We start from the raw sequence: 22409 nt of genomic DNA, 5'->3' as shown, positions 1-22409 counted from the left end.
GGAATCGTATATAAAATATCATGGTCCCTATAAAAGAAGCACTTACCTTTGATGATGTTACATTAGCTCCGAAGTATTCAGAAATATTACCTTCTGAAGTCAATACTTCAGTAAATCTAACAAAAAACTTAAAACTTAAAATCCCACTTTTATCTTCTGCAATGGATACTGTTACAGAAAGTAATATGGCTATCGCAATTGGCAAGGCAGGAGGAATAGGAGTTATTCACAGAAATTTAGATATCCAAAAACAAATAATTGAAATTAAAAAAGTAAAAAAACAAAAATTATTAGTTGGTGCAGCCGTTGGAGCATCAATTGCTGAATTTGATAGAGCAAAAGCCATTCTTAAAGAGGGCGTTGATTTAATAGTAGTGGATACTGCTCATGGCCATACCAAAAAAGTAGGAGAAATAGTTAAATATATAAAAAAAATTAAAGGTAAGAATATTGCTTTATGCGCTGGAAATATTGCAACACCAGAAGCTGCAAAATTTTTGATTAAATTAGGGGTAGATATTATTAAAGTTGGGATCGGACCAGGATCAATTTGTACAACTAGGTTAGTAGCAGGAATTGGTGTTCCTCAACTAAGTGCAATTTTATCTGTAAGAAATGGACTTAAAAACAAAAATGTAAAAATAATTTCTGATGGTGGAATAAAATATTCTGGTGATTTGGCAAAAGCTTTTGCAGCAGGTGCAGATGCTGTAATGATAGGTTCTTTATTTGCAGGAACAGATGAAACACCAGGCAAACTAATTAAAAAAAATGGAAAATTATTTAAAAGTTTTAGAGGGATGGGATCAGTAGGTGCAATGAACAAAGGTTCAGCAGATAGATATTTTCAAACTAAGCAAAAAGATACATCAAAATATGTTCCAGAAGGAGTAGAAGGTTTTGTAAAATACAAAGGAGATGTTGGCAGCATTATATTTAAATTAATTGGTGGCCTTAAATCATCTATGGGTTATCTTGGTTCAAAAGAAATTGTCAAATTGAGAAATAAACCACAATTTGTTAAAATCACTAAAGCTGGATTTTACGAAAGTATGGTTCATAATGTAGACGTAATCAAAAATGATAGTAAATATTAATGAATAAAATTTTGAAATTTATTTCACTGGTTGTTTTAATTGTTTCGTTTCAATCTAATTCTTTTTCAAAGGAAAATTTTTTTAATGAAGCAATTAAATTATATGAAAAAGAAAAATATGAGGATGCGAGATTCTTATTTGAGAGAAATATTGTATTTAATCCAAAGGATGCAAATTCATATTTGTATTTAGCAAAAATTTATAATCACGAGGAAGATCAAAGAAAAGAAGAATACAACTTAGAAACCACTTTATTAATTGATCCTCAAAATGAAGAAGCTATTTTAATGCTAATGAAAATTGCACTTGAAAAATCTAATTACGATAAAGTTAAAGAATTATCTGAAACATTTGTACAAGTTTGTAAATCATTATGTGATGAAAATAATGAAATTTTAGAGTCTTTAAAAAATCTAGAACCAAGTAATGAGTCTTGATAATAGCCTTAACAAAATCTTAATTGTAGATTTTGGTTCACAATTTACACAATTAATTGCAAGAAGAATTAGAGAACTTGGAGTTTTCTCTGACATTGTAAGTCATAAAAAAATTAAACTTAATCAAATTAATCAAAGTGTAAAAGGTATAATTTTATCAGGAGGTCCTCTCAATGTTTATCAAATTAATAAGTACTCATTTGATAAAAAAATTTTGGAATTAAATATTCCTATTCTTGGCATCTGTTTTGGACATCAAATATTATCTAAACTTAATGGGGGTAGAGTTAAAAAATCAAAGCATCGTGAATTTGGTTTAGCAAATGTAATTAAAAAAAATAATAGTCTCTTAACTAATAATTTTTTTGGTACAAAAAAATCTAAAGTAGTCTGGATGAGTCATGCTGATCAAGTTTCTAAATTACCCAAAAATTTTAAAGTAATTGCTTCAAGCTCAAATTCAAAATTTGCAATTGTAGAAAATAAAATCAAAAATTATTATGGTGTTCAGTTTCATCCAGAGGTAACTCACACGGAAAACGGAAAAAAACTGATTAGTAATTTTATTTTTCTTATTTGTAAAATTAAGAAAAATTGGTCATCAAAAGATCAAAAGAGACAATTAATTAAAGATGTCAGAGCTCAAGTAGGAGATAATAAAGTAATTTGTGCATTATCAGGTGGTGTAGATAGTAGTGTAGTTGCTCAATTATTGAATAAAGCAATAGGTAAAAAACTATATTGTATTTTTGTAAACACTGGATTGCTTAGAAAAAACGAAGAAGTTCAGGTTGTTAAAACTTTTAAAAAAAGATTAAAAATGAATTTAATCTACGTGAATGCTGAAAAGGAATTTTTAGGTAAATTAAAAAATGTATTTGATCCAGAAAAAAAAAGAAAAATTATAGGAAATCTATTCATTAAAATATTTGAGAGATATGCAAAGAAAATAAAAAATGTAAAATTTTTGGCACAAGGAACTTTGTATCCAGATTTAATTGAAAGTAAGTCTGTTACTGGAAGTCAAACTTCTAAAATAAAATCGCATCACAATGTGGGCGGATTACCTAAAAAGATGAATTTAAAATTAGTTGAGCCTTTAAAATTTTTATTTAAAGATGAAGTAAGAAAATTAGGATTAGAGCTAAATTTAAGTCATGAAATAATTTCAAGACATCCATTTCCTGGTCCTGGTTTAGCAATCAGGATGCCAGGTATTATTACTAATGAAAAGATAAAAATTCTAAAAGAAGCTGATCATTATTTTATTCAGGCTTTAAGAGATCATGGGCTATACCACAAAATTTGGCAAGCATATGCAGCACTACTTCCGGTAAAAACAGTTGGAGTTATGGGTGATAATCGAACATATGAATATTTATGTTTACTAAGAGCAATTACCTCTGAAGATGGAATGACTGCAGATTTTTATGAATTTAAAAAATCTTTTATGCAAACTATTTCCAATAAGATTGTTAATAGCATAAGAGGAATTAATAGAGTTGTGTATGATATTACTTCTAAGCCTCCAAGTACTATTGAATTAGAGTAATTTTAATTATAAAAACAGATTATGAAATATTTACATACAATGATTAGAATAAAGGATGTAGATGAATCTTTAAGATTTTTCTGCGAAGGTCTAGGTTTAAAAGAAACAAGAAGAATGGAAAATGAAAAAGGAAGATTCACTTTAATTTTTCTTGCAGCTCCTAACGATGAAAAGGCAGAAATTGAGTTAACCTATAATTGGGATGGAGATGAGCTAGGCGAAGGTTCTAGAAATTTTGGTCATCTTGCATATAGAGTAGATAATATTTACGAGACATGTCAAAGATTAATGGACATGGGTTATACTATAAATAGACCACCAAGAGATGGTCATATGGCATTTGTTAGATCACCAGACAAAATTTCAATAGAAATCCTACAAGAAGGAAATTTAGAACCAAAAGAACCTTGGTCTTCTATGGAGAACACAGGTACCTGGTAACATTTTTCAATGTGGATTGAGAAGTTTAACAAACCATATAAAGAAAAAATTAAAAAATTAAATTTTAACTTTGCAGATATTAAAAAAGGTGAAACAATGCTAGTGTCGTCACCATCATCGATAGCTAATTTCATAAAAAAAATTCCTAAAGGAAAAAAAAAGACAGTTGTTGAAATGAGAAATGCATTGGCAAAAAAAGCTAAAGCAAACAAAACATGTCCTGTTTCTACAGGAATATTTTTGAGAATTGCTATAGAAGCATCATTAGAGGAACAAAGTAAAAGAAAATTAAAAAAACCCAACCTTCCTTTTTGGAGAATTATTGATGAAAAAACTGCAGTTGCAAAAAAACTATCTATATCTAAAAAGCTCTTAAATACTTATATAAATCAAGAATTAAGAAATGAATAAAATTAAAAATTTTGTAAGAAAAAAAAATAAATCAAAAATAGTTAGTCTAACTGCTTATTCAAAAAATATTGCTTCAGTTTTAGATAATTATTGTGATCTAATTTTAGTAGGGGATTCCCTTGGGTCAGTTTTATATAATTATAAGTCTACTAGAGAAGTAACTTTAAATACTATGATTGAACACTCTAAGAGTGTTCGTATGGGCATTAAAAAAAGTTTAATGATTGTTGATATGCCCCACAATACTTATCGTAATCCTAAAGAGGCATTGAAAAATGCAAAATTAATTATGAAAAAAACCAAATGTGACGGGGTCAAATTAGAGGGAGGAAAGAAAATTATAAATACAGTTAAAATTTTAGTTAAAAATAATATACCTGTAATGGGTCATATAGGAGTTTTACCTCAGTCAGATAAAACATTTAAATTTAAAGGTAAGAAACAAAGCGAAAAAGAAAACATTATTAGAGACGCAAAGTTACTTGAAGAAGCTGGTTCATTTTGTATGGTTTTAGAGTGTGTTCAAACATCATTAGCAAAACAAGTAACTAAAAGTATTAGTATTCCAACAATTGGGATAGGAGCATCTAATAATTGTGATGGACAGATTTTGGTATTCGATGATTTAATAGGTTTAAATCCAATCAAATTTAGATTTGTTAAGAAATATACAAATATAAAAACAGAAATATCAAAAGCAGTCTCTAAGTATGCAACTGAGGTTAAAAAAAGAAAATTTCCCTCAAAAAAATACTCTTTTAACTAAAAATATTTTTTAAATTCTTCGTTAATATTGAGTATCTCGAGATCTACCAAACCACCTATAATTAATTGTAGACCAACAACTAAAATAAATATTAAACCAATGTAAGCTATCCAAATATGTTTTTGAATATAATTAGCCATATAAGTAGCTAATGCACCAGTAAGAACGACCGATAGGACAAGACCAAAAATCATATAGCCAAAATATCCTTGAGCTGCAGCAACAATACCTATAACATTGTCAAAACTAATCATCAGATCAGCAAATAACACTTTACCTATACTATTTATGTATGATGGTTGTTTTGTTTTTTTAACTGAAGGTTTTATATTTTTTATATCAACAAGATCTTTTCTTAAGTCATTAACTATCCATACCAGCAATAATCCACCTAAAATTTTTATAAAATAAAATTCAAATAAAAAAGTAGCAAAGATTGCAAAAAAGATTTTAAAAACAAACGCTCCAATTACACCCCATAAAATAATTTGTTTTCTATTTTTGGGTACAAAATTTGATGCAATAGAACCAACGATCACTGCATTATCTGCAGTTAAGATAATAGTAATAAAAATAATTTGGGTTAGAATTATAAGCTCTTCGATCAAGATGTTTAATTATTATTTCAATTTAACAAGATTGCAATCAAAAGAATAAAAAAAAGGCGGTCAAAAAATTTGACCGCCTTAATAATTGTATTTTTATTAAATTATCTTTCAGACCAAGTAGGCATAGGATATTTTAACTCACAAGCTGCTAATTCAAATGGATATACTGTACAGTATTTTCCATTTTGAACTTGCATTAAAATACCTCTAGTTTTTTCGTTTTGACCATCTGCTCCAAACTTAATTCCTCTGTAAGGAACAATTAAAGACTCAGATGACATATCTAGATTTACTAGAGCTTGTCTGATTTTCTCAGGATCTGTTGATCCAGCATTATTAATTGCATTAGCTAAAGCCATAAAACCTGTAAATGCTCTTGCAGGTACATCTGATAAATCTCTTCCACCAGAGTGTGTTTTAAACAAGTCGTTTACAGTTCCAATCATAGGAATAGTTTTTGCTAAGTCAGTGTTAAAAGGTGATCTTGTAATTACACCTTCTGCTTTGCTTCCCATTGTGTCTATGAATTTAGGATCTGTATAACCAGCGTTTTGAGCAACTAAAAGTTTAGGATTATAATCAAGTTCTTTTGCAGTATTTAAAAACAAATATGCATCAGCTGTATAAGATGAAGGCAATAAAACATCTGGGTTTTTTGCTTTCAATCTTTGTACTTCAGAACTTAAAGTTGTTGTTTTAGCTTTGTAGCTAATTTTCTCTACAACATCATAACCTTGTTCTTTAGCCATTTTGTCTTGAGTTCCACCACTGTCAGCACCCCACAATGTATCTTCATGAATAATACCTAGTGTCTTTAATTTGTTGCTATTTTTTTTATTAAAGTCGTTCATGAATTCAAACATAAGCTGAGTAAACTCACCATCGTGTGGAGTAACTCTGAAGAAGTATTTAAATCCTCTTGTTGTTAATTTTGGAGAAGTAGACTCGCCGTTTACCCAAGGTATTCCTGCTCTCTCAGATACTTGACTAGCAGCACCAGTTACTGATGAGTAGTAAGCTCCAAACATTGCATGAACTTTATCAGAATTTAACATTTTCTCAGTCTCACCAACACCGATATCTGGTTTTCCACCATGGTCTCCAACAACGATAGATATTTTACCGCCGCCTAATCCTTTTAATCCGGCATCTTTTGCAAGTGGCATACCTGGAATGTTGTGACTGTTATTGATGATATCTAAAGCTGTCTTAACTGCTGCAACAGCGTCTTTACCAACCTGAGCAACAGGTCCTGTAAGTGGATAAAGTACTCCAATTTTAACATCTTCTGCGTAACTAATTACTGGCGCAGATACTAATGAAAAAAAAGTAAATATTGTAAGAATTAATTTTCTCATTTTTTTCCCTCTTGTTTAATTTTTAAATGTCTAACTTAATACTATTCAATTCATCAATTCAATGATTTAGTTTTTTTATTTTACTAATGCTTAAGAAGTATTTGTTTAATATATACATTCTTTATATATACTTTAATAATAAACCAAATGACCTCTGAAATTATAATTCAAGCTATAGTCACAGGATTAATGATGGGATTAATCTATGCATTAATTGCAGCAGGCTTAAGTTTAATTTTTGGATTAATGGAAATTGTAAATTTTGCTCATGGAGAGCATTTGATGTTGTCTATGTTTTCATCATTTTGGCTTTGGTCTTTATTTGGTTTAGATCCACTGTTTTCAATTCCAATTACTATACTTTTATTGGCATTTTGTGGAATTGTTACTCATTATTTTTTAATTCGCTATATCTTAAAAGCAAAAATGCTTATCCAAATTTGTGCAACATTTGGATTATCTATTTTTATTAGATCGATCGCTCAACTATTATGGACACCAGACTTTAGAAATGTTGATAAACCTTTACTAGAAGGACGTATTGAAATTGGATCTGTGTTTATTGGTCAGCCCCAATTATATGCAAGTCTTGTTTGTCTAGTTGCATTTTTTGGATTGTATTGGTTTGTAACAAAAACAGAAACTGGATTAGCTCTTCAAGCAACAGCACAAGATAGACACGCTGCAGAAATTTTAGGAATTCCATCAAATAAAATGTTTGCAATTGGTTGGGCAATTGGACTTGGTTGTGTAGGAGTAGCAGGTGGAATGATGGCAAACTATTTTTTTATTTTTACTGACGTTGGTATCAATTTTGCATTATTTGCTTTCGTTGCAGTAGCATTAGGAGGTTTTGGAAGCATCATTGGATGTTTGTATGCTGGTATAATCATAGGATTGGTAGAATCTCTTGGCGGATTATTGATCGACCCATCATTTAAACTTTTATATGTATTTGCAATTTATCTTTTAGTTGTGATTTATAAACCTCAAGGTCTCTTTGGTAGATATTAATGGATAGTAAGTTAGAAATTGCAAAATCAGAACCGATTTGGAATACGAATAATAGAGTAATATCAATTATTGCTGGCTTAGTTATACTTTTGTTTGCACTGCCGCTTTTTGGAATGAATTCATTTTATCTGCATTTATTTATTATGATTTTTATGCATGCAGTTATGGCTCAGTCTTGGAATGTAATTGCAGGTTTTTCTGGTCAAATTAGTTTGGGTCATGGAGCATTTTTTGGAATAGGAGCTTATGCAACTTCATTTTTTTATATGGAGTACGGAATAACACCATGGATCAGTATATTTTTTGGTATGTTTGTTTCAGGAATTTTTGCTGTCTTAATTGGTATACCAATGCTAAGATTAAGTGGTCACTATTTTGCAATTGCCACTTTATTAATTGGGATAAGTTTCCAAGTAGTTTTTCAAAGATGGGATTTAGTAGGGGCTGCATCAGGATTGTGGGTGACAATGACACCAGAAGACTCATGGTCTGCATTGCAGTTTCATAGCAGTAAAGCTCCATATTATTATGTTTTTTTAATATTCTTTTTAATCACATTCTTTTTAGTTTGGTTACTAAGTAGATCAAAACTAGGTTACAGATTAAGAGCAGTTAGAGATGATCCACAAGCAGCATTAAGTTTATGTATAAATGTTTCAAACTATAAAATTATAGCTTATGTGATTTCAGCAATGATCATGGCTCCAATGGGTAGTTTGTTTGCTCAATATATTTTGATTATTGATCCAGATAGAGTTTTCAATATTGAAATATCAATTATAGTTTTATTAATCACAGTCCTAGGTGGAATTGGAAATGTTTGGGGCCCAATTATAGGAGCTGCAATACTTGTACCAATTTCAGAATATTCAAGAATTTATTTAGGAGGCACAGGTGGCGCTGTTGACTTAATTTTTTATGGTTTGATTTTAATGATTATTTGCATTTTTAGACCAAATGGTCTGATCTCATTTATTCCTAAAGATATTTTAGAAAGAAAAAAACAAAGATGAAAATATTAACAGTTGAAAATCTAAGTAAATCTTTTGGTGGAATCCATGCAAATAGAGATATTTCTTTTGATGTCGAAGAAGGATCTATTTTAGGAGTTATAGGACCTAATGGTGCTGGTAAATCTACATTATTTGATTTGATTACTGGTTTTACAAAACCAGATACTGGAAAAGTAAAATTTTTTGATAAAAATATTTTTGGAATTAGTCCTGATAAAATTAGTAACCTTGGCGTAGGTAGAACCTTCCAAAAATTAAAACCATTTGCAGATCAAACATTACTTGAGAATGTAATGATAGGAGCATTTGTAAAAGAAAAAGATATTAAAAAAGCAAGAGATAGAGCCTTAGAGATTATTGACTTTGTAGATTTGATTGAGAAAAGACATCATTTTGCAAAAGAGTTATCAACCGGACAAAGAAAAAGATTAGAAATGGCTAGAGCTATGGCTATTGATCCTAAATTACTTTTGATGGATGAAGTAACAGGAGGTGTGGACCAAAAAACTATTCCTGGACTTGTTGAACTTGTTAAAAAATTAAAAAAGACTGGTGTAACAATTATTACAATCGAACATAATATAAATATAATTATGGAAATTTCTGACAATGTTCTTGCATTAGATCAAGGAAAACGAATTGCATTTGGTGAACCAAAAGAAATTCAAATTAATAAACAAGTAATTGATGCTTACTTAGGAACATTTGATGCTGCTTGATGTAAAAAATATTGATGTTTTATATGATGATTTCCAAGTTATCTGGGATGTTTCTATTAATGTAAATAAAGCTGAAATGGTTGCACTTTTAGGACCAAATGGGTCTGGTAAAAGTACTGTTTTAAATACTATAAGTAATCTTGTTGAACATAAAAAAGGTTCTATTACTTTTGATAATACTTTAATTTCAAATATTCCAACTTATAAGAGAACCGAGTTAGGAATTTCACATGTACTTGAAAGAAGAAGAGTTTTTCCTCATCTTACAGTTAAACAAAATCTTTTATTGGGTGCTTGGCATCCAAAAGCAAAAGAAGAGTTAACAAATTCATTAAATAAGGTTTATAAGATATTTCCAAAGTTAGAAACCAGATCAGATCAGTTAGCAAAAACAATGTCTGGTGGTGAGCAACAAATGTTAGCTATAGCTAGAGGCATGATGGGTTTACCTAAACTTTTGATGGTAGATGAACCTTTTTTAGGTCTATCACCAATGGTTATGAAAGACTTAATTAAGATATTTAAAAATATTGTTGCAGAAGGTATTTCAATTTTGTTTGTAGAGCAAAATGTAAGATTAGCTCTGAGTATGGCGGACAGAGGCTATGTTTTAGAAAGTGGAAGATTAGTTATCGATGGTAAATCAGAAGATTTAATTGATAATGAGAAAGTAACTAAAGTTTTTTTAGGAAATTAATTAAAAAGCAGCAAGATCGTTATTTAGTTTATCAGTAATAAGCATTTTACCCGGACTGTGAGTGATGCAAAAATCAGGTTTTGAATTTTCTAAAACAGATTGAGGAGTAACACCACATGCCCAAAATACAGGAATTTCATTGTTCTTTATTGTTCTAGGTGGATCACCATATTCAGGTTTCATTATATCTTTAATTCCAATTTCATCAGGATTACCAACATGCACAGGTGCACCATGTACGGCAGGAAATCTTGAACTAATTTGAATTGATCTAATCGTATCTTTTGAACTTAATGGTCTCATAGACACAACTAGTTTTCCTGAAAACTGTCCTGCAGGTTCACAATCTATTGAAGTTTTATACATCGGAACAATAGTATTGTTTTCTATATGTTGAATTGGAATACCAGCCTCAATTAAAGGCAGCTCAAAAGACATTGAACATCCTAGAACAAAAGTTGTTAAATCTTCATTCCAATATTTTTTAATATCATATGGCTCGTCAACTAATTTGCCTTTTTCCCATACTCTATATTGAGGAACATCAGTTCTAATATCAATATCACCAAGATCTTTTAATGAAGGATCTCCTTTAGTACCAAATCCAATTAATGGACAAGGTTTTGGATTTTTTTGACAGAAAGAAGCAAAGTCCATTGCATATTTACTTGGTAAGATACAAAGATTTCCTTGAACATACTTGTTAGCAGCGCCTGCAGTTTGTTCTTTATAATTATTTTTTCTGATAACTTTTCTTGCTTCTAATGGATCTTGAATATCTAGCATTAAATTAGTATTTAGATTTCTTAGTTCCTTCAATTATTTCTTTTAACTCGTTATATTCTTCACAGTTACAAGTTTCTAATACTTTAAGTCTTTCTTTAGCTAAATCCATTCTATTTGTAGCAACATAAAGTTCTCCTAGATATTCATTGATACCTTTGTGATTTGGATCAATTTCTAGACCTAAAAGATAATATTTTTCTCCATTTTCATAATCACCAAGCTTTCTAGTTGTAAAACCAAGATAGTTTAAAGTATCTGCTTGAAGAGGTTTTTCTTTATTTGATTTAAGAAGAAGCTTCTGTGCTTTTGAATATCTTTTTTTAGCTTTTTCTAATTTACCTTTTTTTTCGTATTTTTTTGCAAATTTGATTGATTGTACTGCTTTGTCGTAATCTGACTTTACCTTTTTTGGTGTTGAGTCTGAACCTGCTGAAATTGCATTGGAAGCAAACAAAACAAATATCAAAGTAATAAATATTTTATTAATCATTATAAAAATTTCTCCATTTGGCTTAAAGGTTTTAAATGTAGTCCATTTTCAATTAAATTTTCTCTAATTGATCTTGCAGTAGCAAGTGAACTTTCATTATCACCATGTATGCACACAGAGTCGATTTCACAAGGTATTTGCTTTCCACTGTGACAATTCAGTGCCTGATTTTTTACCATGCTCAATACATGTTTTTTAGCTTCTTCAGGATCAGTAATTAATGCGTGTGGTTTTTTTCTTGAAACTAAATTTCCATCATCTTCATAGGTTCTATCTGCAAAAATTTCACAGGCAATTTTCATATCTAATTTTTTAGCTGCTTGCTCCATTTTAGAGCCAGTAGGAACTAAATAGATTAAATCCTTACTTATTTCATTGATCGCTTTCGCTAAAGTTGTTGCCAGCTCAATATCCTCACACGCCATATTATTTAATGCTCCATGTGGTTTAATATGAGTAACATTTTCTCCATGATCTTGAGCAATCTTTTGTAAAATTTCATATTGGTCGATAATTAATTTTCTAACTTCTTCAGGTGCAAGGTTCATTCTTTGTCTTCCAAAATTTTCTGGGTCATTGAATGATGGATGAGCACCAATGCTAACACCGTTTTTTTTTGATATTTGAACCACTTGGTTCATAGATTCTTCATCACCAGCATGAAATCCACATGCAACATTAGCAGAATTTACTATATCGAGTAAATCTGGATCATATTTATTTGAATGGTGTTTTGATTTTTCACCTAAATCACAATTTATATTAATTTCCATAGTTCTAATTGTTGAAGTATAACATGCCATGATAAAAAATATATCAAATCTTGGTGACGCAGCTGTTTATTGCGATTTTGGTGTAGAGGTAAATAAATCAGTTAACTCTGAAGTAATAAAATATTTTAAAGCTTTAAAAAAAGAGAATGTTCAAAGTATAAATAATCTTACTCCTTCTTATAATAAATTAATAGTTTCTTACGACCTTAGAAAAACAAACTTTAAAGAAGTTAAAAAATTGATTGAAAATTTAAATGTTAATGAAACTCAAGACAACAATAGCACTAAAATAGAAATTCCAGTTTGTTGTGATGATCAATTTTCTCTTGATATAAAAAGATTAGAAGAAAAATTAAATATTAATCGAGATAAAATTTTAGAAAATTTTTTTAGTAAGGAATATTTTTGTTATATGACTGGATTTATTGCCGGTATGCCTTTTTTAGGTGATTTGGATGAAAATATGAGAGTACCAAGATTAGAAACACCAAGAGTAAAAGTCCCCAAAGGATCAGTTGCTTTAACTGAACAATTTGCAAATATTTATACATTTGAAAGCCCTGGTGGATGGAACATACTTGGTAATACACCTGTAGATGTTTTTGATAATTCAAAAGAATTAGAACCAAATTTAATAAATCCTGGCGATATTGTAGTTTTTAAACAAATAAGTCTTGAAAAATATAATAGCTATAATGATAAATAATTTCGAAATTATAAGAGCTGGAGTAAACACAACCTTTCAAGACCAAGGAAGAAATAATTTATATCATATAGGAATTCCATTTAGTGGAGCAATGGATAATAGAAATTATAGTTTAGCTAACAAGCTGGTAGGTAATAAATTAAATTCACCAGTGATAGAATTTGCATACCAAGGACCACATTTAAAATATTCTGGAGATAAAATTAATATAGTAGTCACTGGTGATATTGTTTTTAAAATTATTAAAAATGGCACAGAAATTGATGGTAATTGTTATGAGAGTTATCAAATCGAAAGTGGAGATGAAATCAATCTTATCTCTACAAATAAATCAGTTTATGGCTATTTAGCAGTTGGTGGAGAATTAGATTTAAAATTTCAATGGAATAGTTGTTCGATAAATACCAAGGCAAATATTGGATCAAATAATGGAAAAAAATTAGAGAACGGTCAAAAAATAAATATCCTAAATATTAATTCAGACCAAAGTAAAAAAAAAACTAATTATATAAACTCTAAAGTTGAAAATATTAGAGTAATAAAAGGACCAAACTTTGATTATTTTTCTGATGAAGGAAAAAAGATATTTTTTGAAAAAGAATTTTCTGTATCAAAACTTTCAGATAGAATGGGAATGAGATTAGAAGGTCCAAAAATTGAAAATATTGTAAATACCAATATTAAATCAGAAGGTTTGTTAAAAGGAGTCATCCAAGTACCAGCAGATGGAAACCCAATTATTATGCTTTCAGACCATGGTACTATTGGAGGATATCCAAAAATTGGTGTGGTAGCCAGCGTTGATTATGATCGATTAGTACAAATATCACCTGGCTCAAAGATTAAATTTAAAGAGATAAATTTATCTGATGCTGAAACTTTATTTAAATTGTATGAGATGGATACTCAGAACTTACTCAATCAAATATAATGAATATTATTAGAAAACTTCCAGGGCCTTTTTTAATTTTCTTAGGTGCGTGCAGTCTCAGTTTTGGAGGTTTGATCGTTAAGTCATTTGAAGGAGCAACTCTTTGGCAAATATTATTTTGGAGAACAGTATTTTTCTTAATTGTTATTAGCTTGTACTTAGCTTTAACTTATAAAAAACAAGTATTTAGATCCTTTTATAATTTAGGATTTCCTGGCTTCTTTGGTGGATTTATTTTATCACTTGGTTTTAGTGGTTATGTATTTGCGATGTATAATACAACAGTTGCTAATGCTAATTTTATTATTCAAACACAAACAATCTTCCTAGCAATATTTGGTTATTTTTTTTTAAAAGAAAAAATTTCAGCAATCACTCTTACTTCAATAATTCTTGCAATCTCAGGAATACTTTTAATGGTTGGAAGTTCTTTATCTCCAGGTCAAATGTCTGGAAATATTGCAGCTTTCATAATGCCAATATCATTTGCTACTTTAATTTTAGTTGTAAGAAAATATCCAACTGTTGATATGGTTCCTGCTCAATTTGTTGCAGGTGTTTTTGCGTTGTTAATAGGTTTCCTAATGTCAGAAAAAATAATGATATCTCCTAATGATATTTTTTTAGGATTTTTAGCTGGGTTTTTACAATTAGGATTAGGTTTTATCTTTATTACTATCGGAGCTCAACGAACACCATCAGCAATGGTTGGAATCATAATGTTAACAGAAGCTGTACTAGGTCCTTTATGGGCGTGGTTATTTATAAATGAACAACCACCTTTCATTGTTATAATTGGAGGATCAATAGTTATTTTTGCAGTTTTACTTCAATTTTACAATTTATATACCTCAGAAAAAAAAGCGATCTAATAACATTTGACATTAAACCGTATTTATTAGAATATTTGTTAACGGGAGAGATCACAAACTTTGTGACACCGAAGGAGCAACCGCCCAGGAAACTCTCAGGTAAAAGGACCGTATGTTATTAACTCTGGAAAGAGATTGAGTTCTCGCCGAAGGAGCAAAACTCTCAGGCAAAAATACAGATGGGTACGACAGAGTTAGTATGGGAAAAAAAACATCATTAAATAAACTTCATAAAAATAATCATGCTAAATTTGTAGAATTTGCAGGATATGAAATGCCCATACAATACAGCAAAGGGATTGTTGAAGAACACAAATTTACAAGATCAAATGCAGGTATTTTTGATGTGTCTCATATGGGTCAATTATTTATTAATGGTGGAGAGGACTTAACTGCTGATCTTGAAAAAATTTTTCCACTTGATTTAAAAAATTTGAAACAAAACTGTTCTAAATATAGTTTTTTAATGAACGATAGTGCTGGAATTCATGATGATTTGATAATCACTAAAATTGAAAAAGGATATTTAATTATTTTAAACGCAGCATGCAAAGATAATGATTTTAAAATTTTGTCAAATTTACTGAAAAACAAATATGAAATGGTTCTTGATGATCAACGATCATTAATTGCAATTCAAGGTCCAAAGTCAGTTGAGATTTTAAATGACATAATAGAAGGTGTTGAAAAACTTAATTTTATGACAGGGAACTGGTTTGATTATAAAAATCAAAAAGCTTTTGTTACAAGGTCTGGTTATACTGGAGAGGATGGTTTTGAAGTGTCTATTAATAACGATTTAGCTGAAGGATTTACTCAGAATTTGATGGAAAAAGGAGCACAACTTATAGGACTTGGGGCAAGAGATACCTTGAGATTAGAGGCTGGATTGTGCTTATATGGACATGAACTTGATACAGAAAAAACACCAATTGAAGCAAACTTAAAGTGGGCAATTTCTAAAGAAAGAATTTCAAATGGTGGATTTATTGGTTCTGATAAAATTATGAAAGAAATACAAGAGGGTACCTCTAAAATTAGAATTGGGATTAAGCCAGAAGGAAGATTGATTGCAAGAGAAAAAACTAAAATATTTGATGAGTCAGAAAAACTTATTGGTGAGGTTACAAGCGGAACTTTTGGCCCAAGTGTAAATGGTCCAATAGCAATGGGCTACATTGATAAAGAGTTTTCTAAAGTTGATACAAAAATTTTACTAGAAGTAAGAGGAAAAAAACATCCTGCAAGTGTTTGTGGGTTACCATTTTATAAAAAAAGTTACGTGAAAGGAGTAAACTAATGAGTGAAGTTAAATTTTCAAAAGAACACGAGTGGATTACAGTAGAGGGTGATGTTGCCACCATTGGAATTACAAAACATGCAACAGAAATGTTAGGAGATATTGTTTTTGCTGAGTTACCTGAAAAAGGTTCAAGTGTTGAAAAAGATGGTACAGCAGGAGTGGTTGAGTCAACTAAAGCTGCAAGTGATGTTTATACTCCAGTAAGTGGTGAAGTAGTAGATACCAACCAAGCCATAGTAGATGATCCTGCTAAGATTAACGAAGACCCTGAGGGATCAGCTTGGTTTTTTAAACTTAAATTAAAAGATAGTTCAGAAATGGACAGCTTAATGAACAAAGAAGAATATGATAAATTTGCAAAGGAGAGTGCTAGCTAATGTTACATAACTCACAAAAAGACTTTTTAAAAAGACACATTGGGCCTTCAGAAGAAGATCAAAATAAAATGCTGAAGGAGCTAAATTATAATTCATTAGACGATTTAATAAAAAGTACAGTTCCAGAAAAGATACAATTGAAAGATGGATTAAATATAGGAGAGTCTAATTCCGAGTATGAAGCATTAAGAAAACTGAAGGCGATTTCAAAAAAAAATCAAATTTATTCAAATTTTATTGGTATGGGTTACTATGGAACTTACACTCCATATGTAATTTTAAGAAATATTCTAGAAAATCCAGGTTGGTACACTTCTTATACTCCTTATCAGCCTGAAGTAGCACAAGGAAGATTAGAAATGCTTCTAAACTTTCAACAAATGATTGTTGATTTCACTGGCATGGATATTGCAAACGCATCTTTGCTTGATGAAGGAACAGCAGCTGCAGAAGCTATGGGATTAAGTCATAGGTTAAATAAAAAGGATAGTAATTTAGTTTTTGTTTCAGAAAATTGTCATCCACAAACAATTGATGTAATTCAAACAAGAGCAGAACCAATGGGATTAAAAGTACTTGTTGGTAACGAAGATAAAGTATTAGATCAACTTAAAGAGGATTTAGTTTGTGGAATTCTTCAATATCCTGGAACTTTAGGAGACATCAAAGATCCAAGTGAAGCTATTAGTAAAATCCATAAAAAAAATGGAAAAGCAGTATTAGTTTCTGATTTATTGGCTTTAGCACTACTAAAAACACCAAGAGAATTAGGTGCTGATATTGCAGTTGGGAGCTCACAAAGGTTTGGAATACCAATGGGTTATGGCGGACCTCATGCAGCTTTCTTTGCAACTAAAGATGAATTTAAAAGATCTATGCCAGGAAGAATTATTGGTGTCTCAGTAGATAGACATGGAAATAAAGCTTACAGATTATCACTTCAAACAAGAGAACAGCATATTAGAAGAGACAAAGCTACAAGTAACATTTGTACTGCTCAAGCATTGTTAGCAATTGTTTCTGCTGCCTATGCTATTTACCACGGTCCAGATGGAATAAAAACTATTGCAGAAAGAGTTTCTCAATTAGCTAAAAATTTTGCAGATAAATTAAAACAATCTGGATATGAAATTTATTCAGATCATTTCTTTGATACAGTTACAATTGTAACAAAAGATAAAACTGATCAAATCTATAAAAATGCTTTAGATCAAAAAGTAAACATTAGAAGAGTAAATTCTGAAATGTTGGCTGTTTCTTTTGATGAAAAGAAAAATGTTTATAGAGTAAATCAATTGTTGAAAATTTTTAATGCAGCCGAGTCTATTAAAAAAGAAGATCCAACAGTAAGTTTACCTAATTTACCAAAAAATTTATTAAGAACTTCAAAATATTTAGAACATCCTGTTTTTAATTCATATCATTCAGAAACAGAGATGCTTAGATATTTAAAAAAATTAGAAGATAAAGATATAGCTCTTAACAGAACTATGATTGCACTTGGTTCATGTACTATGAAATTAAATGCTACTGCAGAAATGATTCCTATTTCATGGAGAGAGTTAGCTGAGCCTCATCCGTTTGTACCAGTAGAGCAGATGGAAGGTTATAGAGCATTATTCACTGATCTTAAAAATTGGTTAAGATCAATTACTGGTTTTTCTGGAGTTTCACTTCAACCAAATGCAGGTGCTCAAGGAGAATATGCAGGCTTAATGGTAATTAGAAAATATCATTTAGATAGAGGCGAAGAAAATAGAAATATATGTTTAATTCCAAGCTCAGCACATGGAACAAATCCTGCTAGTGCACAAATGGTTGGAATGAAAGTTGTAGTTGTTGATTGTGACAAAGAAGGAAATGTTGATTTTGAAGATTTGAAGAAAAAAGCAGAAGCACATTCTGAAAATCTTGGAGCATTAATGGTTACATATCCGTCTACCCACGGTGTATTTGAAGAAAAAATTACAGACATTTGCGAACTGATACATAAACATGGTGGTCAAGTTTATATGGATGGTGCAAATTTAAATGCACTTGTTGGAATAGCAAGACCTGGAAATTTTGGTCCAGATGTTTGTCATATAAACTTACACAAAACATTCTGTATTCCACATGGTGGTGGAGGACCAGGAATGGGACCAATTGCATGTAAAAGACATTTGCAAGTTTATTTACCTAATCATCCAGTTGTTAAAGATTGTGGACCCGCTACAGGAATAGGAGCAGTTTCAGCTGCACCTTGGGGAAGCTCAAGTATTTTATCAATTTCTTGGATGTATATTAAAATGATGGGTTCTGAAGGTTTAAAACTAGCTACTCAAGTTGCGATATTAAACGCAAATTATATAGCCCATAGACTTAAAGATCATTTTCCAATTTTGTACAAAGGCTCAAATGGAAATGTTGCTCATGAATGTATTATTGATATTAGATCAATTAAGAGTGAGACAGGTATTACTGAGGAAGATATTGCTAAAAGATTGATCGATTATGGTTTCCATGCACCTACAATGTCTTGGCCAGTTGCAGGAACTATGATGATAGAGCCAACAGAGAGCGAGAGCTTATCTGAGCTTGATAGATTTTGTGATACATTAATTAACATCAAATCTGAAATAGATAAGATCAATGCTGGTGAGTTTGATAAAGTAGACAATCCTATTAAGAACGCTCCTCATACAGATATAGAACTTGCATCAGACGAATGGGATCATAAATACACAAGAGAGCAAGCTGCTTATCCTGCTAAGTTCTTGAAAACAAATAAATTTTGGCCACCAGTTGCAAGAGTGGACAATGTTTATGGAGATAAGAATATCTTTTGTACTTGTCCAAGTATGGATGAGTTTAAAGAAGACGCGGCATAATCATTAATGAAAATTGCCGTAGTTGGTTCTGGTATATCAGGCTTAAGTGCTGCATATTATTTATCAAAAAAACATCATGTAGATCTTTTTGAGAAAGAAGATCATTTTGGTGGTCATTCTCATACAATAGATTTAATTTTTGATGAAAAGAAAGTATCTGTAGATATTGGTTTTATTGTATTTAATTTTCAAACCTATCCAAATTTAATTAATTTCTTTAAAGAAAATGATGTTCAGATTGAAAAAAGTGACATGTCATTTTCTGTATCAGTAGAAAATACAAACTTTGAATATTGTGGAAAAGGTTTAAATGGAATTTTTTCCAATAGATCTAATTTGTTTAAACCTAATTTTTTAAAAATGTTTTTTGATATCATTAAATTTTATAAAAATAGTGATAAAATAAATGTTAGAGATCAAAAACTAACTTTAGGTGAATATTTAGAAAATAACAAACTATCAAAAATGTTTATTGATTACCATATCATACCAATGGTATCTGCAATCTGGTCTATGCCACCTTATGAAGCTAGCAAGATGCCAATAACATTCTTTTTAAAATTTTTTCAAAATCATGGGCTCTTTAAATTAAAAAATAGACCTCAGTGGTATACCGTAACTAATAGAAGTAGAACTTATGTGAATAAAATAATTTCAAAGATAAGTGGTGAATACTATAAAAATTATAAAATTAAAAAAATTATAAGAAAATCAAAAGGGTTAGATTTATATTATGGCGGTGAAAGTGAATTTTTTGATTACGATAAAGTAGTAATAGCAGCTCACGCTGATGAAGCTTTAAAGTTGATTGATAATCCTAGTAATGAAGAGACAAAAATTTTATCTAATTTTAGTTACAAGGAAAATATTGCATATATTCATACAGACAAAAGAGTGATGCCAAAAAATAAAAAGGCATGGTCCTCATGGAATTCATCAATCAATGACAAAGATTTAGAAAAAAATTCTATTACTTATTGGTTAAACCTTTTACAAAACCTTAAATGCGATCAGGATATTTTTTTAACTCTTAATCCTTATTTTGAAATTGATGAGAGTAAAATACTTAAAATAGTTAAATTTACTCATCCTTATTATGATCAACAAGCATTAGATGCTCAATCAGAGCTATCTAGTTTACAAAATAAAAAAGATTTACTTTTTTGTGGGAGTTATTTTGGTTACGGTTTTCATGAAGATGGAATAAAATCATCGATTGAAATGCTAAAATACCTAAATGACTAACTCATGCATATATAACGGAAAAGTAATCCATAAACGTTTCAAACCTAAAGAGCACTATTTTAAGTATAGTGTTTTCTCACTTTTAATTGATTTATCTGAGTTAAGAAAAATAGATCAAGAAATAAGCTTCTTCTCATTGAATAAGTTCAATTTAATTAGTTTTCATGAAAAGGATCATGGTGAACGTGACGGATCTTCTCTTGAAGAGTGGGTAAAGAAAAATTTAGAACAAAATAAAATAGAGACTGTAGATATTAAAATTAAGCTTCTCTGTTATCCAAGGATTTTTGGATATGTGTTTAATCCTCTAAGTATCTTTTTTGTTTATAACCAAAATGATAAATTAATATCTATATTATATGAGGTGAAAAATACATTTGGTGAGCAACATACTTATGTTTTTAGAGTAGATAGTGAAAATAAATTAATTCAGAATAATTGTTCTAAAAAATTTCATGTTTCACCTTTTATAGAAATGAATTGTAAGTATTTCTTTAGAATTCTTAATCCTGATGAAAAACTTTCTGTAATCATTGATCAATACGATAAAGAAGGAAAAATTTTATTTGCATCTCAAGATGGAAAAAGAACAAACTTAAATAGCAGTCAATTATTAAAATCATATTTAAAACATCCTCTAATGACCATTAAAATAATATCAGCAATCCATTTTGAGGCCTTTAAATTATGGATGAAAGGAATTAAGATTATTAAAAAAAAAATAAAAATAAGAAACAATTTAACGGTTGAAAATTAATGTTATTAAATAGAGCTGCAGATAAATTGGTTTTTAAATTTTTATGTAAAATTAAAAATGGATACCTTGAAATAACTACCTATGAAGGTGAGATATTAAAGTTTGGTAACCCTGATCAATCTTTAAAGGCAAATATTAAGATAAAAAATCCAAATTTTAATTATAATTTAATTAGAGGTGGAAGCATTGGTTTTGCTGAAAGTTATATGAGAGGTGAATTTGAAACTGATAATCTTTCAGATCTAATTGAGTTAACAGCTAGAAATATTCAAGTGATATATAAATTCTCAGGTTTGCTTGATCTGCCTGTAATCAATTTCATAAAAAATAAAATAATCAAAAACACAAAAAGTCGAAGTAAGGAAAATATTGCAAAACATTATGATCTTGGAAATGATTTCTTTTCATTGTGGCTAGATGATACTTTAACTTATTCAAGTGCAATCTTTGATGATAGTTCAAAAAATTTAAGTGTAGCGCAAAATAATAAATACCAAAAATTAATTGATCTAATCAAACCTAGTTCTGGTGACAAAGTTTTAGAAATTGGTTGTGGTTGGGGTGGCTTTGCAGAATATTTAGGAAAGAAATACGATGTGAAACTAGACTGTATTACTATTTCAAAAAAACAATTCGAATACGCAAAAGAAAGAATTCATAAGTGTGGTCTAAATGAAAAAGTAAATATTGAAATTAAAGATTACCGAGATCTTCAAGGAAAATATAATTCCATCGCTTCAATTGAAATGATCGAAGCAGTTGGGCAAAATTATTTAGAGAGTTATTTTAAAACAATAAAAGATAATTTATCGAATGGTGGGAAGGCTGCAATTCAAGCAATAACCATTGATGATAGTTTGTTTGATAGATACAAAAATAAACAGGATTTTATTCAAAAATACATTTTCCCAGGAGGATTTCTTCCTAACAAAAATAGTATTAATAGATATGTTTCAGATAATGGCTTAACAATTAATTCTTACATTTCATATGCAGATCACTATGCAGAAACGTTAGCTATTTGGAGGGAAGAGTTTTTGAGAAAATGGGATCAAATTAAAAATCAAGGATTTGATCTCACATTTAAAAGAATGTGGGAATTTTACCTATCTTATTGTGAAGCTGGATTTAAATCTAAAAATATTGATTTGATTCAATTTTCAATGCAGAATAAATAACACCAATA

General features: G+C 29.9%; 24 protein-coding genes and 1 riboswitch. Of the genes, 19 read left to right on the top strand and 5 right to left on the bottom strand.

Annotated elements, in window-relative coordinates; translation table 11 throughout:
• Positions 1-20 precede the first annotated feature (20 nt).
• From guaB to panB, 6 genes are read left to right on the top strand one after another with little or no spacing between them, the layout of a single operon-like run.
• Positions 21-1097 carry an IMP dehydrogenase gene (guaB, locus tag ACTTBM_RS07040; RefSeq protein ID WP_440635311.1) on the top strand — a complete coding sequence of 359 codons (1077 nt, stop codon included), beginning with the start codon at positions 21-23 and terminating at the stop codon, positions 1095-1097.
• Positions 1097-1534 carry a tetratricopeptide repeat protein gene (locus ACTTBM_RS07035; protein ID WP_440635310.1) on the top strand — a complete coding sequence of 146 codons (438 nt, stop codon included), beginning with the start codon at positions 1097-1099 and terminating at the stop codon, positions 1532-1534. The genes guaB and ACTTBM_RS07035 overlap by 1 nt, the downstream gene beginning before the upstream one ends.
• Positions 1524-3086, top strand: a complete 1563-nt coding sequence (guaA, locus tag ACTTBM_RS07030) for a glutamine-hydrolyzing GMP synthase (protein WP_440635308.1) — start codon at positions 1524-1526, stop codon at positions 3084-3086. The genes ACTTBM_RS07035 and guaA overlap by 11 nt, the downstream gene beginning before the upstream one ends.
• Positions 3087-3107: 21 nt before the next feature.
• Positions 3108-3527 carry a VOC family protein gene (locus ACTTBM_RS07025; RefSeq protein WP_440635307.1) on the top strand — a complete coding sequence of 140 codons (420 nt, stop codon included), beginning with the start codon at positions 3108-3110 and terminating at the stop codon, positions 3525-3527.
• A gap of 9 nt (positions 3528-3536) precedes the next feature.
• Positions 3537-3938 (top strand): hypothetical protein, encoded by a 402-nt coding sequence (locus ACTTBM_RS07020; RefSeq protein WP_440635306.1) that lies wholly within the window; start codon positions 3537-3539, stop codon positions 3936-3938.
• A complete protein-coding gene (gene panB, locus ACTTBM_RS07015) occupies positions 3931-4704 on the top strand; it encodes a 3-methyl-2-oxobutanoate hydroxymethyltransferase (RefSeq protein ID WP_440635305.1) in 774 nt (257 codons plus the stop codon). The genes ACTTBM_RS07020 and panB overlap by 8 nt, the downstream gene beginning before the upstream one ends.
• On the opposite strand, the gene ACTTBM_RS07010 is transcribed toward panB, so the two are convergent.
• Both ACTTBM_RS07010 and ACTTBM_RS07005 read right to left on the bottom strand, forming a co-directional pair.
• Complete coding sequence (locus ACTTBM_RS07010) at positions 4701-5312, bottom strand: YjbE family putative metal transport protein (protein ID WP_440635304.1); 612 nt, start codon at positions 5310-5312, stop codon at positions 4701-4703. The genes panB and ACTTBM_RS07010 overlap by 4 nt on opposite strands.
• Positions 5313-5413: 101 nt before the next feature.
• Positions 5414-6670, bottom strand: coding sequence for an ABC transporter substrate-binding protein (locus ACTTBM_RS07005; protein WP_440635303.1), 1257 nt, complete (start codon positions 6668-6670; stop codon positions 5414-5416).
• Positions 6671-6817: 147 nt separating this feature from the next.
• Here ACTTBM_RS07005 and ACTTBM_RS07000 point away from each other — a divergent pair, with 147 nt between their 5' ends.
• Genes ACTTBM_RS07000 through ACTTBM_RS06985 form a run of 4 tightly spaced genes read left to right on the top strand, consistent with a single transcriptional unit; the run spans position 6818 to position 10113 of the window.
• Positions 6818-7684: a branched-chain amino acid ABC transporter permease gene (locus ACTTBM_RS07000; RefSeq protein WP_440635302.1), complete on the top strand. Its 867-nt coding sequence runs from the start codon at positions 6818-6820 to the stop codon at positions 7682-7684.
• Positions 7684-8697 (top strand): branched-chain amino acid ABC transporter permease, encoded by a 1014-nt coding sequence (locus tag ACTTBM_RS06995; RefSeq protein WP_262589617.1) that lies wholly within the window; start codon positions 7684-7686, stop codon positions 8695-8697. The genes ACTTBM_RS07000 and ACTTBM_RS06995 overlap by 1 nt, the downstream gene beginning before the upstream one ends.
• Entirely contained in the window at positions 8694-9416 is a 723-nt protein-coding gene (locus ACTTBM_RS06990) for an ABC transporter ATP-binding protein (protein ID WP_440635301.1), read from the top strand. The genes ACTTBM_RS06995 and ACTTBM_RS06990 overlap by 4 nt, the downstream gene beginning before the upstream one ends.
• Positions 9406-10113 carry an ABC transporter ATP-binding protein gene (locus ACTTBM_RS06985; RefSeq protein ID WP_440618726.1) on the top strand — a complete coding sequence of 236 codons (708 nt, stop codon included), beginning with the start codon at positions 9406-9408 and terminating at the stop codon, positions 10111-10113. The genes ACTTBM_RS06990 and ACTTBM_RS06985 overlap by 11 nt, the downstream gene beginning before the upstream one ends.
• Here the strand turns inward: ACTTBM_RS06985 and ACTTBM_RS06980 are convergent, their stop codons facing one another.
• The 3 genes from ACTTBM_RS06980 to ACTTBM_RS06970 are packed head-to-tail and all read right to left on the bottom strand — an operon-like array spanning position 10114 to position 12162.
• Entirely contained in the window at positions 10114-10899 is a 786-nt protein-coding gene (locus ACTTBM_RS06980) for a putative hydro-lyase (RefSeq protein WP_440635349.1), read from the bottom strand.
• 4 nt (positions 10900-10903) lie between these two features.
• Positions 10904-11389, bottom strand: a complete 486-nt coding sequence (locus ACTTBM_RS06975; protein ID WP_440635300.1) for a tetratricopeptide repeat protein — start codon at positions 11387-11389, stop codon at positions 10904-10906.
• Positions 11389-12162, bottom strand: a complete 774-nt coding sequence (locus ACTTBM_RS06970) for a 5-oxoprolinase subunit PxpA (protein WP_440635348.1) — start codon at positions 12160-12162, stop codon at positions 11389-11391. The genes ACTTBM_RS06975 and ACTTBM_RS06970 overlap by 1 nt, the downstream gene beginning before the upstream one ends.
• Before the next feature lie 28 nt (positions 12163-12190).
• Here ACTTBM_RS06970 and ACTTBM_RS06965 point away from each other — a divergent pair, with 28 nt between their 5' ends.
• From ACTTBM_RS06965 to ACTTBM_RS06925, 9 genes are all read left to right on the top strand, one after another.
• Positions 12191-12868: an allophanate hydrolase subunit 1 gene (locus tag ACTTBM_RS06965; protein ID WP_440635299.1), complete on the top strand. Its 678-nt coding sequence runs from the start codon at positions 12191-12193 to the stop codon at positions 12866-12868.
• The gene (locus tag ACTTBM_RS06960; RefSeq protein WP_440635298.1) at positions 12858-13799 is read left to right on the top strand and encodes a biotin-dependent carboxyltransferase family protein; all 942 of its coding nucleotides are present in this window, start codon (positions 12858-12860) and stop codon (positions 13797-13799) included. Before ACTTBM_RS06965 ends, ACTTBM_RS06960 begins: the two co-directional genes overlap by 11 nt.
• Positions 13799-14671 carry a DMT family transporter gene (locus tag ACTTBM_RS06955; RefSeq protein WP_440635297.1) on the top strand — a complete coding sequence of 291 codons (873 nt, stop codon included), beginning with the start codon at positions 13799-13801 and terminating at the stop codon, positions 14669-14671. The genes ACTTBM_RS06960 and ACTTBM_RS06955 overlap by 1 nt, the downstream gene beginning before the upstream one ends.
• A gap of 32 nt (positions 14672-14703) precedes the next feature.
• Positions 14704-14792: riboswitch (glycine riboswitch) on the top strand.
• A gap of 78 nt (positions 14793-14870) precedes the next feature.
• Positions 14871-15971 (top strand): glycine cleavage system aminomethyltransferase GcvT, encoded by a 1101-nt coding sequence (gcvT, locus tag ACTTBM_RS06950; protein ID WP_440635296.1) that lies wholly within the window; start codon positions 14871-14873, stop codon positions 15969-15971.
• Complete coding sequence (gcvH, locus tag ACTTBM_RS06945) at positions 15971-16351, top strand: glycine cleavage system protein GcvH (protein WP_262589607.1); 381 nt, start codon at positions 15971-15973, stop codon at positions 16349-16351. The genes gcvT and gcvH overlap by 1 nt, the downstream gene beginning before the upstream one ends.
• A complete protein-coding gene (gene gcvP / locus ACTTBM_RS06940; RefSeq protein WP_440635295.1) occupies positions 16351-19221 on the top strand; it encodes an aminomethyl-transferring glycine dehydrogenase in 2871 nt (956 codons plus the stop codon). The genes gcvH and gcvP overlap by 1 nt, the downstream gene beginning before the upstream one ends.
• Positions 19222-19227: 6 nt before the next feature.
• Positions 19228-20466, top strand: a complete 1239-nt coding sequence (locus tag ACTTBM_RS06935) for an NAD(P)/FAD-dependent oxidoreductase (RefSeq protein ID WP_440635294.1) — start codon at positions 19228-19230, stop codon at positions 20464-20466.
• Positions 20459-21223 (top strand): DUF1365 domain-containing protein, encoded by a 765-nt coding sequence (locus ACTTBM_RS06930; RefSeq protein WP_440635293.1) that lies wholly within the window; start codon positions 20459-20461, stop codon positions 21221-21223. Before ACTTBM_RS06935 ends, ACTTBM_RS06930 begins: the two co-directional genes overlap by 8 nt.
• Positions 21223-22401 (top strand): class I SAM-dependent methyltransferase, encoded by a 1179-nt coding sequence (locus ACTTBM_RS06925; protein WP_440635292.1) that lies wholly within the window; start codon positions 21223-21225, stop codon positions 22399-22401. Before ACTTBM_RS06930 ends, ACTTBM_RS06925 begins: the two co-directional genes overlap by 1 nt.
• Positions 22402-22409: the final 8 nt, after the last annotated feature.

The sequence above is a fragment of the Candidatus Pelagibacter sp. HIMB1746 genome (assembly GCF_052047555.1).
Taxonomy (GTDB): Bacteria; Pseudomonadota; Alphaproteobacteria; order Pelagibacterales; family Pelagibacteraceae; genus Pelagibacter.
The sequence above is the reverse complement of the archived record's forward strand: the minus strand, read 5'-3'. Positions and strand labels throughout refer to the sequence as shown.

Bases quoted from the DNA above. Each gene is read 5' to 3' on its own strand.
- ACTTBM_RS06980 (WP_440635349.1), bottom strand. From the start codon at position 10,899: ATGCTAGATATTCAAGATCCATTAGAAGCAAGAAAAGTTATCAGAAAA.
- ACTTBM_RS06995 (WP_262589617.1), top strand. From the start codon at position 7,684: ATGGATAGTAAGTTAGAAATTGCAAAATCAGAACCGATTTGGAATACG.
- ACTTBM_RS07000 (WP_440635302.1), top strand. From the start codon at position 6,818: ATGACCTCTGAAATTATAATTCAAGCTATAGTCACAGGATTAATGATG.
- ACTTBM_RS06935 (WP_440635294.1), top strand. From the start codon at position 19,228: ATGAAAATTGCCGTAGTTGGTTCTGGTATATCAGGCTTAAGTGCTGCA.
- ACTTBM_RS06985 (WP_440618726.1), top strand. From the start codon at position 9,406: ATGCTGCTTGATGTAAAAAATATTGATGTTTTATATGATGATTTCCAA.
- ACTTBM_RS07025 (WP_440635307.1), top strand. From the start codon at position 3,108: ATGAAATATTTACATACAATGATTAGAATAAAGGATGTAGATGAATCT.
- ACTTBM_RS06960 (WP_440635298.1), top strand. From the start codon at position 12,858: ATGATAAATAATTTCGAAATTATAAGAGCTGGAGTAAACACAACCTTT.
- ACTTBM_RS06975 (WP_440635300.1), bottom strand. From the start codon at position 11,389: ATGATTAATAAAATATTTATTACTTTGATATTTGTTTTGTTTGCTTCC.
- gcvH (WP_262589607.1), top strand. From the start codon at position 15,971: ATGAGTGAAGTTAAATTTTCAAAAGAACACGAGTGGATTACAGTAGAG.
- ACTTBM_RS06990 (WP_440635301.1), top strand. From the start codon at position 8,694: ATGAAAATATTAACAGTTGAAAATCTAAGTAAATCTTTTGGTGGAATC.
- ACTTBM_RS07035 (WP_440635310.1), top strand. From the start codon at position 1,097: ATGAATAAAATTTTGAAATTTATTTCACTGGTTGTTTTAATTGTTTCG.
- ACTTBM_RS06930 (WP_440635293.1), top strand. From the start codon at position 20,459: ATGACTAACTCATGCATATATAACGGAAAAGTAATCCATAAACGTTTC.
- ACTTBM_RS06925 (WP_440635292.1), top strand. From the start codon at position 21,223: ATGTTATTAAATAGAGCTGCAGATAAATTGGTTTTTAAATTTTTATGT.
- ACTTBM_RS07020 (WP_440635306.1), top strand. From the start codon at position 3,537: ATGTGGATTGAGAAGTTTAACAAACCATATAAAGAAAAAATTAAAAAA.
- ACTTBM_RS06955 (WP_440635297.1), top strand. From the start codon at position 13,799: ATGAATATTATTAGAAAACTTCCAGGGCCTTTTTTAATTTTCTTAGGT.
- gcvP (WP_440635295.1), top strand. From the start codon at position 16,351: ATGTTACATAACTCACAAAAAGACTTTTTAAAAAGACACATTGGGCCT.
- ACTTBM_RS07005 (WP_440635303.1), bottom strand. From the start codon at position 6,670: ATGAGAAAATTAATTCTTACAATATTTACTTTTTTTTCATTAGTATCT.
- ACTTBM_RS06970 (WP_440635348.1), bottom strand. From the start codon at position 12,162: ATGGAAATTAATATAAATTGTGATTTAGGTGAAAAATCAAAACACCAT.
- guaB (WP_440635311.1), top strand. From the start codon at position 21: ATGGTCCCTATAAAAGAAGCACTTACCTTTGATGATGTTACATTAGCT.
- guaA (WP_440635308.1), top strand. From the start codon at position 1,524: ATGAGTCTTGATAATAGCCTTAACAAAATCTTAATTGTAGATTTTGGT.
- ACTTBM_RS06965 (WP_440635299.1), top strand. From the start codon at position 12,191: ATGATAAAAAATATATCAAATCTTGGTGACGCAGCTGTTTATTGCGAT.
- gcvT (WP_440635296.1), top strand. From the start codon at position 14,871: ATGGGAAAAAAAACATCATTAAATAAACTTCATAAAAATAATCATGCT.
- panB (WP_440635305.1), top strand. From the start codon at position 3,931: ATGAATAAAATTAAAAATTTTGTAAGAAAAAAAAATAAATCAAAAATA.